14 protein-coding genes are annotated in these 14,956 nt (G+C 70.0%); 3 read left to right on the top strand and 11 right to left on the bottom strand.

Features of this window, described 5'->3' with window-relative positions; genetic code table 11:
* Nucleotides 1-5 precede the first annotated feature (5 nt).
* Complete coding sequence (locus ACWELJ_RS14035; RefSeq protein WP_452366542.1) at nucleotides 6-617, top strand: hypothetical protein; 612 nt, start codon at nucleotides 6-8, stop codon at nucleotides 615-617.
* 10 nt (nucleotides 618-627) lie between these two features.
* On the opposite strand, the gene ACWELJ_RS14030 is transcribed toward ACWELJ_RS14035, so the two are convergent.
* Nucleotides 628-1,263, bottom strand: a complete 636-nt coding sequence (locus ACWELJ_RS14030) for an HD domain-containing protein (RefSeq protein ID WP_452366541.1) — start codon at nucleotides 1,261-1,263, stop codon at nucleotides 628-630.
* A 117-nt stretch (nucleotides 1,264-1,380) separates the two neighbouring features.
* Here ACWELJ_RS14030 and ACWELJ_RS14025 point away from each other — a divergent pair, with 117 nt between their 5' ends.
* Nucleotides 1,381-2,319 carry a GlxA family transcriptional regulator gene (locus ACWELJ_RS14025; RefSeq protein ID WP_452366555.1) on the top strand — a complete coding sequence of 313 codons (939 nt, stop codon included), beginning with the start codon at nucleotides 1,381-1,383 and terminating at the stop codon, nucleotides 2,317-2,319.
* A gap of 50 nt (nucleotides 2,320-2,369) precedes the next feature.
* Here ACWELJ_RS14025 and ACWELJ_RS14020 read toward each other — a convergent pair whose 3' ends face one another.
* Together ACWELJ_RS14020 and pdxS are read right to left on the bottom strand one after the other, a co-directional pair.
* The gene (locus ACWELJ_RS14020; protein ID WP_452366540.1) at nucleotides 2,370-3,212 is read right to left on the bottom strand and encodes an MHYT domain-containing protein; all 843 of its coding nucleotides are present in this window, start codon (nucleotides 3,210-3,212) and stop codon (nucleotides 2,370-2,372) included.
* A gap of 339 nt (nucleotides 3,213-3,551) precedes the next feature.
* A complete protein-coding gene (pdxS, locus tag ACWELJ_RS14015; RefSeq protein WP_452366539.1) occupies nucleotides 3,552-4,454 on the bottom strand; it encodes a pyridoxal 5'-phosphate synthase lyase subunit PdxS in 903 nt (300 codons plus the stop codon).
* Between the two features lie 225 nt (nucleotides 4,455-4,679).
* On the opposite strand from pdxS, the gene ACWELJ_RS14010 reads away from it, so the two are divergent.
* On the top strand, nucleotides 4,680-5,957 hold the full coding sequence (locus ACWELJ_RS14010) for a hypothetical protein (protein WP_452366538.1): 1,278 nt from the start codon (nucleotides 4,680-4,682) through the stop codon (nucleotides 5,955-5,957).
* A gap of 69 nt (nucleotides 5,958-6,026) precedes the next feature.
* On the opposite strand, the gene ACWELJ_RS14005 is transcribed toward ACWELJ_RS14010, so the two are convergent.
* The 8 genes from ACWELJ_RS14005 to ACWELJ_RS13970 all read right to left on the bottom strand — a co-directional run bounded on the left by ACWELJ_RS14005 (nucleotide 6,027) and on the right by ACWELJ_RS13970 (nucleotide 14,555).
* Nucleotides 6,027-6,695 carry a hypothetical protein gene (locus ACWELJ_RS14005; RefSeq protein WP_452366537.1) on the bottom strand — a complete coding sequence of 223 codons (669 nt, stop codon included), beginning with the start codon at nucleotides 6,693-6,695 and terminating at the stop codon, nucleotides 6,027-6,029.
* A gap of 110 nt (nucleotides 6,696-6,805) precedes the next feature.
* A complete protein-coding gene (locus ACWELJ_RS14000; RefSeq protein ID WP_452366554.1) occupies nucleotides 6,806-7,846 on the bottom strand; it encodes an NUDIX hydrolase in 1,041 nt (346 codons plus the stop codon).
* Complete coding sequence (locus ACWELJ_RS13995; protein ID WP_452366536.1) at nucleotides 7,846-8,970, bottom strand: glycosyltransferase family 4 protein; 1,125 nt, start codon at nucleotides 8,968-8,970, stop codon at nucleotides 7,846-7,848. Before ACWELJ_RS13995 ends, ACWELJ_RS14000 begins: the two co-directional genes overlap by 1 nt.
* The gene (locus tag ACWELJ_RS13990) at nucleotides 8,967-9,971 is read right to left on the bottom strand and encodes a phosphatidylinositol mannoside acyltransferase (protein ID WP_452366553.1); all 1,005 of its coding nucleotides are present in this window, start codon (nucleotides 9,969-9,971) and stop codon (nucleotides 8,967-8,969) included. The genes ACWELJ_RS13995 and ACWELJ_RS13990 overlap by 4 nt, the downstream gene beginning before the upstream one ends.
* 20 nt (nucleotides 9,972-9,991) lie before the next feature.
* Nucleotides 9,992-10,663, bottom strand: a complete 672-nt coding sequence (pgsA, locus tag ACWELJ_RS13985; RefSeq protein WP_452366535.1) for a phosphatidylinositol phosphate synthase — start codon at nucleotides 10,661-10,663, stop codon at nucleotides 9,992-9,994.
* A gap of 25 nt (nucleotides 10,664-10,688) precedes the next feature.
* Entirely contained in the window at nucleotides 10,689-11,288 is a 600-nt protein-coding gene (locus ACWELJ_RS13980; RefSeq protein WP_452366534.1) for an HIT family protein, read from the bottom strand.
* Nucleotides 11,285-13,342 carry a threonine--tRNA ligase gene (thrS, locus tag ACWELJ_RS13975; RefSeq protein ID WP_452366533.1) on the bottom strand — a complete coding sequence of 686 codons (2,058 nt, stop codon included), beginning with the start codon at nucleotides 13,340-13,342 and terminating at the stop codon, nucleotides 11,285-11,287. The genes ACWELJ_RS13980 and thrS overlap by 4 nt, the downstream gene beginning before the upstream one ends.
* Before the next feature lie 406 nt (nucleotides 13,343-13,748).
* Nucleotides 13,749-14,555 carry a (2Fe-2S)-binding protein gene (locus ACWELJ_RS13970; protein ID WP_452366532.1) on the bottom strand — a complete coding sequence of 269 codons (807 nt, stop codon included), beginning with the start codon at nucleotides 14,553-14,555 and terminating at the stop codon, nucleotides 13,749-13,751.
* Nucleotides 14,556-14,956 lie beyond the last annotated feature (401 nt).

Below are 14,956 nucleotides of genomic sequence, written 5' to 3'. Positions count from 1 at the left end.
GTGACGTGCCAGACTTCACCGCCCTCACCCCGGACGCGCTGCTCGAGCTGATCGCCGGGCGGGCCGGGGCGCTGCCGGGGTACGCCGTCGTCGCCGTGGACGGCGCGGACGCGGCCGGCCCGTCGACCGTGGCGGACGGCATCGCCGAGCTCCTGCGCACGCGGGGCCGTCCCGCGGAGGTGGTGTCCCTACACGATTTCGTGCGGCCCGCGTCGGTCCGGCTGGAGTACGACCGCGACAGCGAGTTCACCTACCGCACCGCCTGGTTCGACTATGCCGCGGTGAACCGCGAAGTCCTGAAACCACTTCGGGACAGCGGCCGCTACCTGCCCGCGCTGTGGAACGAGCGGACCGATCGCTCCGCCCGCGCACGCATTCGCACCGCCGCCGCCGGCACGGTGCTGTTCCTGGCGGGACCCATGCTGCTGGGCCGGGGTCTGGACTTCGATCTCACTGTCGCCCTGCGCATGTCGGAGGGCGCACTGCGGCGACGGACCGATCCCGCACAGGGATTCACCGTCGACGGGCTGCTCGAATTCCAGCGCGAACACGCCGAGAACCCCGACATCGACGTCGCGTGGGACCATCCCGGCAGACCGGCGATCCGCGTCGGCTGAGCCTGCCGGATCAGTCGCGCCACGGTGAACCGAGGATGACCTCGACGAAGTCGGCGCGGCGGAAGCCCGGCGAGAAGTGTTCCAGGACATCGGCTTTCACATTGCCGAAGGTGGTGGCCGGGCGTGGGGCGATACCCTCGGTGAAGGCGGCCAGGATGCGGTGCTTGAAGTCGGGGCGCGGATGGGCGCGGACCACGGCGGCGCGCTGCTCGTCGGTGATGTCGTCGTAGCCGATGCCGAGGACGTCGAGCTCGACGCCGGCGGTGACCAAGGCGATCTCGGGTGCCATGCGGGCGGGGATCTCCGGGGTGGTGTGCAGGGCGATCGCGGTCCAGGCGATGTCGGCGCGATCCGGCGCGATGCCGTGCGCGCGCAGGAATTCCCGCGCGTCGTCCGCGCCGTCGATCTCGAAGCGCTGCCGGGAATCGCGGTGCCGTGCGGTGAGACCCAGATCGTGGAACAGGGCTGCCACGTACAGCAGTTCGGGGTCGTAGGCGAGACCGCGGCGCGCGCCCTGCAACGCGCCGAACAGGTAGACGCGGCGGGAGTGGTCGTAGAGCAGTTCTCCGGCGGTGTCGCGGACCAGGTCGGTGGCCTCGCGGGCGAGCGTGCTGTCGGGGATGGTGATATCGGCGATGCGTTCCATGGCAATCACATTCGCCGAATCGGCGGGTGCGGCGCCGTGTCCTTCCGGACAGTAATCCCACAGATTCGGACAGGCCCGCGTGCTAGGTTCGTGCGGGTGGGCAGGAAACGGATCGCGATGATGGCCTTCGACGGCGTCCGGCTGCTCGACGTCACCGGCGCGCTGGAGGTGCTGAGCACCGCCGTCGGGATGGGCGCGCGCTACGAGGTCACGTTGTGCTCCCCCGACGGCGGTCCGGTCACCACCGCGGCGGGAACACGGCTGCTGGTCGACGCGGCCGCCGCCGACGTGGGCCGCGCGCACACGCTGATCGTGCCCGGAGACGACCGGTTTCCGCACTCCCCCGTCGACGGCGCGGTGCTCGACGCCGTCCGCGCCCTGTCGCGGTCCACACGCCGGACGGCGTCGGTCTGCACGGGTGCTTTCGTCTTGGCGCAGGCCGGTTTTCTCGATGGCCGCCGGGCCACCACGCACTGGCGGCACGCCGCCCGGCTGGCCCGCGCCTACCCGGCGGTCACGGTCGAGCCCGATGCCATCTATGTCCGCGACGGCAAATACCTGACCTCGGCCGGTGTCAGCGCCGGGCTCGACCTGACCTTGGCTCTGGTCGAGGAGGACGAGGGCGCCGACCGGGCCCGGGACGTGGCCCGGGAGCTGGTGGTCTTCCTCCGCCGGCCGGGCGGCCAATCGCAGTTCTCGGCGGCGTCACGCCTGGCGGTGCCGCGCCGCGATGACGTGCGGGCGGTCGTCGACACCGTGTTCGCGGACCCGGCGGGCGACCATTCCCTGACCTCCATGGCGGCCCGCGCCCGGGTCAGCACCCGCCAGCTCACCCGGCTGTTCCGCGACGAGTTCGACACCACGCCGGCGGTATTCGTGGAATCGGCGCGGGTCGAAGCGGCACAGGCGATGCTCGCGGGCGGGGCCTCGGTCACCGCCGCCGCGCACGGCTCCGGGTTGGGCAGCGAGGAATCGTTGCGCCGCATCTTCTTCCGGCGCTTCGGCGTCACCCCGTCCGCGTATCGGGCCCAGTTCCGGACATCCCAGCGGGCCTGACGGGGCGAAGGTGTAGGTGACCGTGGGGCGCAGGGGTCCGGCGTGTCCGGTCACCACCGCCGATGCCGGGCCTCGAAGGTGTCGGTCGGGTAGTCGTCGGTCGCCGGGGCGCTGCCGGCGCGGCGGGCGGGCCAGAACCGGCTGGCGTACTGGCCGCGGATGCGGCTCAGGTCCGGTTCGTCGATCTCGGTGATGCCGACCTGGAACAGCAGGATCATGGTCGCCATGCTGACGGCGATGATCAACGGGGTGAGCAGCTGCGCCGGCTGCGCCCCCGACGGCGAGTGCATGTGCGTGGCCATGTGGGCGTGCATGGAGAACATGCCCGTGTAGTGCATCCCGCACACCGCGATTCCCATGATGAGCGCGGCGGCGATGGTGGAGAGGATGCCGCTCACGTGCAGCGTGAACCACAGCGCCGCGGTGGCCGCGACCACCGCGATCACGATGGACAGCAACACCACCCACGGGTCGTACTGGACCGCGGCATCGGTCTTCATGGCGTACATGCCCGAGTAGTGCATGGCCCCGACCCCGAGACCGGTCACCGTGCCGCCGGTGATGAGCGCGAACGCCTCCCCGTGCTGATGCACCACGATGTACAGCCCCAGCCACACCACCCCCATCGCGATGGCGGCGCTGAGCAGCGTGATCGGCACGTTGTACCGAATGATGCTGTCCTGCACCGAGAATCCCAGCATCGCGATGAAATGCATGACCCAGATCCCGGTCCCGCCGAGCGCGATCGCCCCGGTGATGATCCAGCCGCCGTGGCCCTGCTGATTCCGCGCCCGCACCATGCACCGCAGTGCCAGCAACGAGCCGGTGACGGACATGACATAGGCCAGAACAGGTGTCAGCCAGCCATAGGTGAAATGGTCGATCGCCAGCATGCGGGCTCCTTGCCAGAAACACGATATTTGACTGCTCACCGGTGACTCAGCCGAACCATAGCCACATAACACCAGGTAGTAAATTTGCCGAACCTCGTTGCGACAAAAGTGATCATGTTTGCTGACCGGTATGCACGCAGGTAGCCACCGGTATGGGCGATTCCGGCGCCCGCCCCGCCCCGCGTATGCCGCCCTTGACAGCTAGCACCCACCCCGCAAACCCAATAGGGCCGAAAGTCCCTCGCGCACAATGAAAAACCGCCGGGTGGCCACGAGGACCACCCGGCGGTGTGAATCAGGCTGCGGCCGAGCCGATTACCGGCCGCGCGTCGCGGAGGCCTACCAGCCGCGCTCGGCGAGGCGGTGGGGCTGGGGGATCTCCTCGACGTTGATGCCGACCATGGCCTCGCCCAGGCCGCGGGAGACCTTGGCCAGGACGTCGGGGTCGTCGTAGAAGGTGGTGGCCTTGACGATGGCGGCGGCGCGCTGTTCGGGGTTGCCGGACTTGAAGATTCCGGAGCCGACGAAGACGCCCTCGGCGCCGAGCTGCATCATCATGGCGGCGTCGGCGGGGGTGGCGATGCCGCCGGCGGTGAACATCACGACGGGGAGCTTGCCGGTCTCGGCGACCTCGACGACCAGGTCGTAGGGGGCCTGCAGTTCCTTGGCGGCCACGTACAGCTCGTCCTTGGACAGCGAGGTCAGGCGGCGGATCTCGGCGCGGATGGTGCGCATGTGGGTGGTGGCGTTGGAGACGTCGCCGGTACCGGCCTCACCCTTGGAGCGGATCATGGCCGCGCCCTCGGTGATCCGGCGCAGCGCCTCACCCAGGTTGGTCGCGCCACACACGAACGGGACGGTGAAGTCGAACTTGTCGATGTGGTTGGCGTAGTCCGCGGGGGTCAGCACCTCGGACTCGTCGATGTAGTCGACACCCAGCGACTGCAGGATCTGCGCCTCGACGAAGTGGCCGATGCGGGCCTTGGCCATGACGGGGATGGAGACGGCGTTGATGATGCCGTCGATCATGTCCGGATCCGACATGCGGGACACGCCACCCTGGGCGCGGATGTCGGCCGGGACCCGCTCGAGCGCCATCACGGCCACCGCGCCGGCGTCCTCGGCAATCTTGGCCTGCTCCGGCGTGACGACATCCATGATCACACCGCCCTTCAGCATCTCGGCCATGCCGCGCTTGACGCGGGCGGTACCGATGGTGGGCGTGGTGTCGGGCGTAGTCACGGCAAACTCCTGGGTCATGTGGGCCAATCGGATCGTTTGAATTCGAACACCGGCTCGGAATCGAACACCACGATTCTAGGCTGCGGGTTCAGGCCACTTCATAGCCAGTCCGACACGACTGGACTGCCTACCTGCACCGGAATGACCGGCGTCACAATCCCGGGGGCTACCGGCTCGCTAATACTCGTTTGCCCGAACGCGGCCCGCCCGCCAGGATCGTGGGCGATGACAAGTGAATTGAACGAGGTCCGCGGCCTGCTCGCCGCGGACGATGTGAGCGGCGCGGCCCGTACACTGCGCTCGATCGCCGACACCCTCCCGGTCCATGAAATGGCCTCCATCACAGCCGAATTGGCGGACCGAGCCGAACTGGACAAGCTCGCACGGGCGGCACGGGCGGCGGCGGGCGCGCCGGACAACGCCGACGCCTGGACCGTCTTCGGCTACGAATGCATCGAATACGGCGTGCCGTTCGCGGCGATCCCCGCCCTGCGGGAGGCCTTGCGCACCGGCACCAGCAAGCCCAATCTGGCCCTCTCCGAACTGGTCTACGCGTTCGAGGACGAGCACCGCCACGCCGAGGCGGTGCAGGCGCTGCTCGACCACGAATCGATCCTGCGCCCCTATCCCGAGCGGTATCTGCTGACCTACGACTCGATCCTGGCGGGCGATCTGGAGCGCGCCCGCGCCGAGTTCGCGCGGCTGCCCGCACCCGAGAACCAGGACTGGCAGCCCGCCCGCGACCGCGTGCAGCGGATGCTGCTCCGGGCGGACCGGACCGCCCGGGTCAGCCCGCTGGACGGCACCGACCTGCGCGGCTGGCACTACACGCTCACCGGCGCCTACCTGGCCACCCTGTCGCCGTACGGCTTCGACGCCGGGATGACGGGCCGCTGGGCGTACCTGGGCGACCGGTTCGACCTGTGCCGCCACACCCTCGACCGGCTCGCCGCGATCCTGCGTTCGGCCGGGCTCACGCCGTCCTCGGTGTCGCTGCTGCCGGGACGGTCCGACCGGATCATCGGCCTGGCCGCGGCGGAACTGCTCGGCCTGCCCGTGGTCGAGTTCACGCCGGACCGGGCGGACACCCTCGTCGTGGCCTACTCCCTCGCCGACCTGGACCCTGACCTGAGCCGCGCGCTCACCACCCGGGCATCCGGGCAGATCCTGTTCGAGCACGCCACCCACTGGGTTCGGCCCTCGGCCGTGGCCGCCGACATCAGCGGCCTGCTGTGCCAGATGGCGGTCGAACCGTGGGGACCGCGCACCCGCCTCGGCGACGACGGCCCCGAGCCGGTGCCCGCCGATTCCCGCCCGGAGTCCGAGATCGCCCGCGATATCGTGCGCGCCGACGGCACCCCGGACCCGGGCGACGACCGCACCCCGCCCGACCCCGACCAGGTCGTGGCCGAGTTCGTCGCCGCGACCCGGGACACCTGGCTGCTGGGCGCCCGGACCCCGGTGAATTCACCGGGCCCGGTGCGCAGCTCGTTCTTCGGCTGAACGCTCGGCTCCGCCGGCACAGCCCACGGCGCAGCCGGCGGACGGCCCTCAGCTCAGCTGGTCAAGCCCTCAGCCCAGCTGATAGAAGTAGCGGCTGGTGGGGACGAGGTCCAGGTTCAGGTGCGCCCCGAACCGGACCACGCTCTCCATCATCGCCGCGACCCGGCGCTGCAGTTCGGCGTCGTCGCCGCCGCTGCCGTAGAAGGCGTGCGCGCTGGTCATGGCGGCCATCGGGAACAGCTCCTCGACCAGCGCGTCGACCCGCTTGCCCTCGGTGACGGCCTGCGCGACGGTGTTCTGCACGTAGCCGAAGGTGTCCTGGGTCTCGATGGCCACCGGGGTGTGCAGGACGTGCCAGTTGTGCAGCCACTCCTCGCGGGTGAGGTGCTCGGGGATGCGCAGGATGGCGATATTGGCCAGCGCGTCGGTGCGTTCGCCGTTGGCGACCTCGGGCGGTTCGATCGGGCGGCGCTCGTGCACGACCCACCCGTTGACCTCGTCGGCCACCGCCCGCAGCGCGGCGGTCACGGCCTCGTGCTCGCCCTCGGTCCACACGCTGACGATGGCGTCGATCGGCGCGTCATAGGTGGTGTGCCGGACCTGCGCGGCCTCCACGTCGGCGTCCCGGACGTTCACCTGCAGGGCGCTGACCCCCAGCCCGGACAGCTCTTTGCGCAACTGCTCGCCCCGCAGCCGCTCCCCCAGCTCCGCACCCCACAACGCGTACATCAACTTCATGCCGTAAGTCCTTGCCACAGATCACCATTGATCGGCCCACCGTAACCGCGCGGCGGCCCCGGCGGAGGGGGTTCGCGCCCGCGGTCCCATCCAGCGGACGCGCGCGGGTGTCAGCGGATGGAGCGGACTTCGGGGTCGATGTCGGAGTCGGCGGCGGCGATCGCCTCGGCGAGCAGGTGATCGAGGTGGTACGGGTACACGGTCTCGCCCGAGTGGTCGAGGTGGGCGATATCGGTGGGGGTGCACCACTTGTTGCCGGTGATGGAGCGGCGTTCGACGAAGTTCAGGTTGGTGGGGACCGGGTCGAAACTCTTGGCGCGCAGGGCGAAGAAGAGTTCCTCGGAGCGGATCAGCTCACCGTTGAACGGGAACACCGCGACCCGCCGCCACAGCGGACCGCGCAACGCCGACGAGTCGGCCGCGTGACCGGTCTCCTCGTAGAGTTCGCGAATCGCGGCCTCGCGCAGGGTCTCCCCCGGGTCGACGCCGCCGCCGATGGTGAACCAGAACGGCACGTCCGGAACCTTCGGGTCGACGCCCTGCAGCAGCAGGACGCGATCGTTCTCATCGATCAGCACCACGCGGGCCGAGGTGCGGACGGTGTCGACCTCGAGGCCGGTCGAGGCGGCCGCGGTGACGCGCTCGGCGATCTCGAAGTACACCGGCAGCGGCGCGGTACCGGCGAGGTGCACCCACCGGACCAGACGGCGGGTGCGCAGCGCCAGGGTGTCGCGGACGGCGTCGTTGTGGAAGCGGCGCGCGATGAGAACCCGGGCCTCCGCGTCGGCCAGCTCGGCCACCAGCTGCGGCGGCAGCAGCGCGATATCCACGCCGGACAGGGCCGCGGCGAGCTGGTTCTCGACGGTCTCGCGGTCGCGCCAGTTGGACCGTTCGGCGCGGTCGGCCAGCGCGGTCAGCCGGCGTGCCTGCTCGACCAGCGCCGGATCGTAGAGACCGGCCAGCGTGGTCGCCACCGACCGCGCGACGACCGCGCGACGGGCCAGCGCCGCGTCCAGCGCGTGCCGGGCCTGGTCGGTGCGCACGTGCAGGCGGTCGAGGCGGTTGGCCGTGGTGTAGGCCCAGACCGCGGCGGCGATGACGGCGGCCGCGACGAGCGCGAGGACCAGGATGGTCGTCGCGGAGAAAGTGATCATCCGGCGGTCCTGACGCGCACGTCGCCGACCGTCACGGTTTCGTACACCCGCAGGATCTGCTCGGCCACGACCGGCCAATCGTATTCGCCGACAACCTGATTGGCGGTGCGGATGTACTCCTCGCGCCGGTCGTCGTCGGTGAGCATGGCGCTGATCGCCGCCGCCAGCCGCCCGGAGTCGCCGACCGGCACCAGCGCACCCGCGGTGCCGTCGCGCAGCACCCGGCGGAAGGCGTCCAGATCACTGGCGACCACGGCGGTCCCGGCGGCCATGGCCTCCACGAGCACGATGCCGAAGCTCTCCCCGCCCAGGTTGGGCGCGACATAGACGTCGGCGCTGCGCATCGCGGAAGCCTTCTCCGCGTCGGTGACCTGACCCAGGAACCGCAGGTGTCCCGCGTGCTCCCCGGCCTCGCGGCGCAACCGGTCCTCGTCACCGCGCCCGACGATCAGGATCTCGACCTCGGGATGCTTGCGGACCAGTTCGGGGAGCGCCCCCAGCAGCACCTCCATGCCCTTGCGCGGTTCGTCGAACCGGCCCAGGAACAGCACCGACTTGCCGGGTCGCGGATAGCCGTCCAGCAGCGGCGCGTGCGCGAACGCGGGCACGTCGACCCCGTTGGGGATCTCGACCGCGTCGCCGCCCAGCGCCTCCACCTGCCAGCGCCGGGCCAGCTCGCTCACCGCGATCCGGCCGCTGATCTTCTCGTGGTACGGCCGCAGCACGCCCTGAAAAGTACTGAGCACCAGCGATTTCGTGGTCGAGGTGTGGAAGGTGGCCACGATCGGCCCCTCCGCGATCTTCAACGCCAGCATGGACAGACTGGGCGCGTTGGGTTCGTGGATGTGCAGGACGTCGAAGTCGCTGTCGGCGATCCAGCGGCGGATGCGGGTGTAGGCGGTGGGCCCGAAGGACAGTCGCGCGACCGACCCGTTGTACGGGATCGCGACCGCTTTACCCGCGGAGACCACGAAGTCGGGCAGCGGCGTGTCGTCGGCGGCGGGCGCGAGCACGCTCACCTTGTGGCCGCGCTCGATGAGCACCTGCGCCAGCTCCACGACATGCGCCTGCACCCCGCCCGGAACGTCGAACGAGTACGGGCAGACCATGCCGATCCTCATAGTGCCCCTGCTCCCGGTGACCCCTCGGTGCCGGTGTCGGCCACCGGTTCCCGATTACCCTGCACATCCCGCGAATACCCCAGCGCCCGCTGCGCGGCCGCGATGCGATCCAGCCTGGCCTGTGACAGATCACTCTTCCACAATGGCTGCAGCATGTGCCAGTCCGCGGGATGCGCGGCGATATTGGCCGCGAACACGTCGGTCAGCGCCTGGGTGGCCGGCGCGATACCGCCGGAGAGATCCAGCGCCTCGAACACCCGCATGCCCCAGCCCTCGCGCCCGTCGGCGTCGGCGGTGAACCAGCAGTGCACCGGCAGCAGCGCCGCGCCGGTGTCGCGGGCGAGTCTGGCCGCGCCCGCGGGCAGCCAGCTGTCCTCGCCGAGGAAGGTGACCGGGACGCCCTTACCGGTGAGGTCGCGCTCGCCCATCAGGCACACGATCTTGTTGTCCCGCAACCGATCCGCCAGCTGCGGGAACGGCGGCTGCTCCCCACCGGTCAGCGGGAACACCTCGAAGCCCAGGCTCTCCCGGTATTCGACGAACCGCTCGAACAGCGACTCCGGCTTCAAACGCTCGGCGACCGTGGAGAACTGGCCGTGGTTCTGGACCAGCCACACCCCCGCCATATCCCAGTTGCCCGAATGCGGCAGCACCAGCAGCACGCCCTTGCCGCGGGCCAGCGCCGCGTCGAGGTGCTCGATGCCGTCCACGCGCAGTTCGCCCAACGCGGCGTGGTCCATCGACGGCAGCCGGAACGCCTCCCGCCAGTAGCGGGCGTAGGAGCGCATGCTGTCGCGGATCAGGCTGTCGGGCACCAGGTCCGGCGTGGTGCCCAGCACCCGCGCCAGATTCTTGCGCAACTGGTTCGGCTTGCCCCGGCGCGCGGCCTTGTTCGCCCGGCGGGCGGCGAGGTCGGCGCCCCGGTCGAACAGGCGGCGCGCGGTGCGCTCGGGCAGGGCGCGGACCAGTCGCCAGCCGGCCGCGTATGCCTTGTCGGTCATCGCGGAGGTGAAATCGGTTGTCACCGCTGCGGTTCCTCCGGAGCCGGCGCCGCGGGGGCGATGATGTCGCGGGCGCCGGGCGAGTTGCGCACCGCCAGCACCCGCTGGAAGACGGTGATGATGCTGAGCACGGCGAGGACGTACATGGCGACATAGACCGCGTACGACAGCCACTCGATGCCGAAATAGCCGCCGATACCGGTGAATCCGGCACCGACCAGCACGATGACCAGCCGGTCGGGCCGCTCGATCAGGCCACCGTCGGCCGACAGCCCGCTGGCCTCGGCGCGCGCCTTGGCGTAGGAGATGACCTGCGAGGTCACCAGCACCACCAGCGTCGCCACGAACAGGTGCTTGGAGTTCTCGTGGTACACCGACCACCAGGCCAGCGCCGCGAAGATGGCGCCGTCGGCCACCCGGTCACAGGTGGCGTCCAGCACCGCACCGTATTTCGTGCCGCCGCCGCGGGCGCGGGCCATGGCGCCGTCGAGCATGTCGAACATGACGAACAGCCAGATCACCATGGTTCCCCAGAACAGGTGATCGGTCGGGAACAGCGTCACCGCCGCGGCGATCGAGGCGGTGGTGCCGATGAGCGTCATCGCGTCGGGGGTCAGCCCGGTGCGCACCAGCGCTTTGCCCAGCGGCGCGGTCGCTTTGGCGAACGTCTCGCGACCGAAGAAGCTCAGCACGCTACAAACTCCCGGCCACAGCTGGTCATCCCTGGTCCGCTTCCTTCCACGCCTGCGCCAGCAGCGCCCGGGTCTCCCGGAGCAGCTGCGGCATCACCTTCACTCCGCCGACGACGGTAATGAAGTTCGCGTCCCCACTCCAGCGCGGCACGATATGTTGATGCAGATGATCGGCGAGTGAACCCCCGGCGACGCCACCGAGATTCAGCCCGACATTGAAGCCCTCGGGCCGCGACACCTGCTTCATCACCCGGATCGCCTGCTGGGTGAACGCCATCAGCTCGGCGCTCTCCGCGGGCGTCAGGTCCTCCAGGTTGGCGACGCGGCGGTAGGGCACGATCATCATGTGGCCGGGGTTGTACGGGTACAGGTTCAGCACCGCGTACACGCTCTCACCGCGCGCGACGATCAGGCCGTCCTCGTCCGACATCTCGGGGATGTCGGTGAAGGGGTGCCCGGTCTTCTTGGGCGCGTCGACCTTCGGCTCCGCCGACGATTCGGCATCGCGTTCCTCGGCCTCACCGGTGATGTAGGACATCCGGTAGGGGGTCCACAGCCGCTGCAGGCGGTCGGGGTCCCCCGCGCCGGTGTCCACGATCTGGACGGGCGCGGTGGGTTCGCTCATCGATCCGCCTTGCGGATCTCGAAGCCCTCCGCGGTGGGCGAGGTGTTCTCACGCCGCTGCACCCAGTCCACGATGGTGGCGATGGCGTCGGCCACCGGCACGCCGTTGACCTGGGTGCCGTCGCGGAAGCGGAAGCTGACCGCGTCACCCTCCACGTCGCGTGCGCCGGCCAGCAGCATGAACGGCACCTTCTGCGCGGTCTGATTGAAGATCTTCTTCTGCATGCGGTCGTCGCTGCGGTCGACCTCGGCGCGAATCCCGTTGTCCTGCAACCGCTCGATGACGCTGTCCAGGTGCTCGGCGAAGGCCTCGGCGACCGGGATGCCGACCACCTGCACCGGCGACAGCCAGGCCGGGAACGCGCCCGCGTAGTGCTCGGTGAGCACGCCGAAGAAGCGCTCGATGGAACCGAACAGCGCCCGGTGGATCATGACCGGGCGGTGCTTGGCGCCGTCGGAGCCGGTGTACTCGAGCTCGAAGCGCTCGGGCAGGTTGAAGTCGAGCTGGATGGTCGACATCTGCCAGGTGCGGCCCAGGGCGTCCTTGGCCTGCACGGAGATCTTCGGGCCGTAGAACGCGGCGCCGCCCGGATCCGGGACCAGCTCCAGACCGGAGTCGGTGGCCACCTTGCGCAGGGTCTCGGTGGCCTCCTCCCACAGCTCGTCCGAACCCACGAACTTCTTCGGGTCCTTGGTCGAGAGCTCCAGGTAGAAGTCGTCGAGGCCGTAGTCGCGCAGCAGCGAGAGCACGAACTGCAGCGTGGAGGTGAGCTCCGCGTGCATCTGCTCCTTGGTGCAGTAGATGTGCGCGTCGTCCTGCGTCATGCCGCGCACCCGGGTCAGGCCGTGCACGACGCCGGACTTCTCGTAGCGGTAGACCGAGCCGAACTCGAACATGCGCAGCGGCAGTTCCCGGTAGGAGCGCCCGCGCGACCGGAAGATCAGGTTGTGCATCGGGCAGTTCATCGGCTTGACGTAGTAGTCCTGACCGGGCTTGCGCACGGTGCCGTCCTCATTGAGTTCGGCGTCCAGGTGCATGGCCGGGAACATGCCCTCGCGGTACCAGTCCAGGTGGCCGGAGACCTCGAACAGGTGGCCCTTGGTGATGTGCGGGGTGTTGACGAACTCGTAGCCGGCGGCGGTGTGGCGGCGGCGCGAGTAGTCCTCGAGCTCCTTGCGGATGATGCCGCCCTTGGGGTGGAACACCGGCAGGCCCGAGCCCAGCTCGTCGGGGAAGGAGAACAGGTCCAGTTCCAGGCCGAGCTTGCGGTGGTCACGCTTCTCGGCCTCTTCCAGCAGGCGCAGGTGCTCGTCCTGGGCCTCGGTCGATTCCCAGGCGGTGCCGTAGATGCGCTGCAGGTCCTCGCGGGACTGGTCACCGCGCCAGTAGGCGGCCGAGGAGCGCGTCAGCTTGAACGCCGGAATGTACTTGGTGGTCGGCAGGTGCGGGCCGCGGCACAGGTCGCCCCAGATCTTCTCGCCGCTGCGCGGGTCCAGGTTGTCGTAGATGGTCAGCTCTTTGCCGCCGACCTCCATGACCTCCGGATCGTCGATGCCCGACTTATCGGAGATGAGCTCGAGCTTGAACGGCTCCTTGGCCAGTTCGACCCGGGCCTCGTCGATCTCGACCACCCGGCGCGAAAACCGCTGCGCGCCTTTGATGATCTTCTTCATCCGGGACTCCAGCTTGGCCAGATCCTCGGGGGTGAAGGGACGGTCGACCTGGAAGTCGTAGTAGAAGCCGTCCTTGATGTAGGGGCCGATGCCGAGCTTGGCCTCGGGGAACTCCTGCTGTACGGCCTGGGCCAGCACGTGCGCGGCCGAATGCCGGATCACATTGCGGCCGTCCGGCGAATCGGCGGTGACGACCTCCACCTCGGTGTCCAGCTCCGGCACCCAGGTCAGATCCTTCAACGCGCCGTCCGCGTCGCGCACCACGAGCACCGCGCCCGGGCCCTTGCTCGGCAGGTCCGCCTCCCGCACCGCGGCCCCGGCGGTAGTCCCAGCCGTGACCCGGACGCGGGCGGCTGGGGTCTGCTGGGGTGAGGTGGTCACGGCTGGACACTCCTAGGCGTTTCACGGCGGCGATCCATCCGCCGTACAGGTTGGACATGGCGACCGGGCACCCCCCTGGTGTAGGGCAGAGCCCCGGCGGCCACCACTCTATCGGCACCGTTGTCACCGCGCGCCGATGGACCAGCCCCGCCGCGCCGCCCCGCACCCGGGAATTCGGGGCCCGGTCGGACCGCACGACGGTGACCAGGTGAAACACTCGGTCAGCCCGCTCATTCGGCTGGCGGACCGAGATCGGCCCGGGCCGCGGGACAGCGCACACCTCCGCAGGTCGCCCGGACGATTCTCCGAGCGACCGGCCCGCCATGGCAACCGAATTCGCCGCGGCGGCGCGGGTGCGTCGGCTGTTCGGCTGCGCGACAGGGAGTTCAGCCCACGGTCGCGGTCCTCAGCCTCGCGCGGCGACCTCGGCCAGTAGTACCTCACGTTCGGCGGCGGGGCGTTTGGGGCAGCTGGTGCACATGGTGCAACCGGGGACCTCGAACACCAGGCAGCAGGAGATGCGGCGGACGAAGGTGCGGCCGCCGACGTCCTGGAATCGCGGGACCGGCAGGCGCCCGGCCACGTCCCGGGCCAGCCGCGCCCCGGCTTCCTCGGCCCCGATGTCGAGGGCGCGGTTGCCGATGGCGTCGGCCACGATCGCCCACAGCGAGGCCACGCCCGCACCGGACACCTCCGCGACCACGGGGATCACCCGGGACAGGGTGTGGCGCAGCGCGTGCCCGACAAATGCTGTGGCACAACCGCTTCCGGGGTCCGCGGCGCCGCCTTCGACGTCGCTCTCGCGGACTTCGGACTCGGCGACACCGGGCGGCGCGGGCGTCACCGGATCCACGATCGACGCGGTGGCCGCCGCCGGCTGGGTCGCCGTGTCCGATCCGAGCGCGAGCAGGTGGGCGGCGATCCGGTAGCCGTGCGGTTCGCCCAGCACCCGCTCGACGCCGCCGTCCGGCCGCATCTCGAGGAGGATGTGTTCGAGCGCGGGGTCGAAGACGGGCGCGTCGCCGGCGATCGCCGCGACGATCGGGTCCACCAGGGACGACGCGGCCATGCACCACCACAGGGTGCCCGAGACCCGCGAGTCGGCAGTCCCCCACGAGATTCCCATGTCGGCGATCCGTTCGGCCAGCCACTCCGGGCGTAGCAGCTCGGTGCCCGGCGCGAGGGACTGTGAAACGGGGGGCTGCGCAACCATTTCCATTCGACTCCGATCCGGCCGATCCACGGTGATTACTACCCACGATGTCACGTTCGCGCGCCGAAGTGGACGCCTCCCCCACGACCTCCGGCGCATCCGATCACCTCGCGATCACCGCGAGGCGCGCTCAGCGTACGGCGCGAGTACACCCGCGCCCGGACGACGCGCCCAGCCGCGATCAGCGGCGGACCGTCCCGCCCGCCACCGCCGAGATCGGCGGCCCTGACCTCATCGTGCTCGGCCCCAACCCAGCCAATGCGGGCCACCAACTTCAGCAGCCACGCGACCGAGTGCGACGCCCGCACCCGGGCCGCCGTGCACACGACAGCGGGAACCGCCCGGAAAGCCGTGCGGGCGCGGCATTCCCGGTGGGAAGCTCGCGCCCGCACGATCTGTGT

The sequence above is a fragment of the Nocardia sp. NPDC004582 genome, from assembly GCF_053602115.1.
The sequence above is the reverse complement of the archived record's forward strand: the minus strand, read 5'-3'. Positions and strand labels throughout refer to the sequence as shown.